Origin of the sequence: Cyanobium gracile UHCC 0281, from assembly GCF_034931305.1 — a bacterium.
Classification (GTDB): Bacteria; Cyanobacteriota; Cyanobacteriia; order PCC-6307; family Cyanobiaceae; genus Cyanobium; species Cyanobium gracile_A.
The window spans coordinates 1-1,927 of sequence record NZ_JAYGHY010000120.1 but is presented as its reverse complement, the minus strand read 5'-3'; the positions used below and the strand labels follow the sequence as shown (position 1 = coordinate 1,927).

The following is a 1,927-nucleotide window of genomic DNA, read 5'->3' as shown; positions in this document are numbered from 1 at the left end:
CCTGGGGGCAGGCTTGAGCTGGTGCTGGCAGCGAGCGGCCTTGGCGCCAGGGCTGCCGCGCGCTGGGGGCGCCGGCTCGGCGTCGACCGGGTGGTGGCCCAGGGGAGCGGCAGCCTGGGGTTGCGGCTGCAGCGTCAGCTGCTGCGGGGCTGCCGCGAGGGGGCGGCGGCGGTGGTGCTGATCGGCAGTGATCTGCCCGCCCTCGCCGCCGAGGATCTGCTGGAGGCCTTTCGGGCCCTGGAGCACGGGGCCCTGGTGCTGGGCCCCGCCGTCGACGGGGGCTACTGGCTGATCGGCCGGCGCCAGGCCACGCCCCAGCTGTTCACGGGCATCGACTGGGGCAGCGACCGGGTACTGGCGCAGACTCTGGAGTTGGCACGGCAGGCCGGCCTGGCCCCGACCCTGCTGGCGGAGCGCCACGACCTCGACCGCCCCGCCGACCTGGATCCCTGGCGATGAGGCCGCCCCTGAGCGTGGTGATCGCCGCCCGCGACGAGGCTCGCGGCCTGCCGGCCCTGCTGGCGGATCTGGCCACGGCACCGGAGCTGGTGCGGGAGGTGCTGGTGGTGGATGGTGGCAGCCGAGATGGCACGCCGCGGCTGGCCGCCCTGGCCGGCGCCCGGGTGCTCCACGACGGCAGCGGACGAGGCGGCCAGCTGGCCGCTGGGGTGGCCCGCAGCACGGGCACCTGGCTGTTGCTGCTCCATGGGGATCTGCGCCTGCCCTCGGGGTGGGCCCGGGCCCTGGCGGCGGCGATCGCCGCCGGCGAGACCAGCGCCTGGGCCTTCCGGCTGCGCATCGCCGGCGACGATCCGTGCCTGCGCCTGGTGGAGCTGGCGGTGGAGCTGCGCAGCCGTTGGCGCCAGCTGCCCTACGGCGACCAGGGGCTGCTGCTGGCCAGGGCGCTCCATGACGCCGCCGGCGGGATCGCACCGCTGCCGCTGATGGAGGACCTGGAGTTCGTGCAGCGCCTCAGGCGCCTGGCCAGGATCGGCACCCTCGGCCTGGCCCTGCGGGTCAGCGGTCGGCGCTGGCAGCGGCTGGGGGTATGGCAGACGGTGCTGGCCAACGCCCGCCTGAGGCGCGCCTGGCGCCGCGGCACACCCGCGGCGCAGCTCGCCGAGCGCTACTACGCTCCAAACCCTCAGGGGGCATACCAGAAGGCACAGCGGCGCTGCAGCGGCTCCAGCTCCCAGCCCTGAGCGGCGTAGAAGCCCACCACGTCGGGATCGGCGAACAGGCTCACCCGATCGATGCCCATGGCCCGCAACTGCTCAAGCACGTAGTCCATCAGCTCCTTGCCCAGGCCGGCACCCTGGTAGCGGGGATGGACCGCCACGTCCCAGACGGTGGCCTCGACTACTCCGTCACCGGTGCAGCGGGCAAAGCCCACCAGCCGTGGCAGGCGGGCGTCATGGCGCCAGAGCCCCACCTGCAGAAGACTGTGCTGCAGGGCCTTGCGCACGCGCCGCAGGGGACGGCGGCTCCAGCCCACCGCATCACAAAGCGCCTCCAGCTCGATCAGATCGATCGGCCGCTCCTGGCTGAGCACCAGCTCCAGACTGGGATTGGGGGTGGCGCAGAGCCGGTGCCCGGACCCATAGAGATCGGTCATCAGTGGCAGGGTCTCGGGCACGGCGTGGGGGCTACGCGTTCTGAAGATCCTGACGGATGCTGGCCTGTCTGCGGCAGGGTAGGGACTCCACCGGGCGACCGTCCTGAGCGTCTCTCCCACCAGCTCCGATTGGCCCCTGCTCGTCGGCGTCCATGGCTGGCTGCTGGCGGGCCGGCTGTGGCACCCCCTGAGGCGCGAACTGGCGCCGCGCTGGTCGCTGTGGTGCCCTGATCTGCCCGGCTTCGGCGGCACGGAGCGGCCCCGGGGGCTGCAGGCCAGCCTGGCCAGCTACGGCCGCTGGCTGGCCGAGGC

General features: G+C 73.9%; 4 protein-coding genes. 3 read left to right on the top strand and 1 reads right to left on the bottom strand.

The window, feature by feature from the left end:
• Positions 1-459, top strand: a 459-nt coding sequence (locus tag VB739_RS16605) for a TIGR04282 family arsenosugar biosynthesis glycosyltransferase (RefSeq protein WP_323358119.1), incomplete at its 5' end; no start/stop codon positions are given.
• The gene (locus VB739_RS16600; protein ID WP_323358118.1) at positions 456-1,202 is read left to right on the top strand and encodes a TIGR04283 family arsenosugar biosynthesis glycosyltransferase; all 747 of its coding nucleotides are present in this window, start codon (positions 456-458) and stop codon (positions 1,200-1,202) included. The genes VB739_RS16605 and VB739_RS16600, both read left to right, overlap by 4 nt.
• Here VB739_RS16600 and VB739_RS16595 read toward each other — a convergent pair.
• Positions 1,145-1,615 (bottom strand): GNAT family N-acetyltransferase, encoded by a 471-nt coding sequence (locus VB739_RS16595; protein ID WP_323358121.1) that lies wholly within the window; start codon positions 1,613-1,615, stop codon positions 1,145-1,147. The two genes, VB739_RS16600 and VB739_RS16595, sit on opposite strands and share 58 nt — an antisense overlap.
• 103 nt (positions 1,616-1,718) lie before the next feature.
• Here VB739_RS16595 and VB739_RS16590 point away from each other — a divergent pair.
• A partial coding sequence (locus tag VB739_RS16590; RefSeq protein WP_323358120.1) for an alpha/beta fold hydrolase occupies positions 1,719-1,927 on the top strand: 209 nt, incomplete at its 3' end.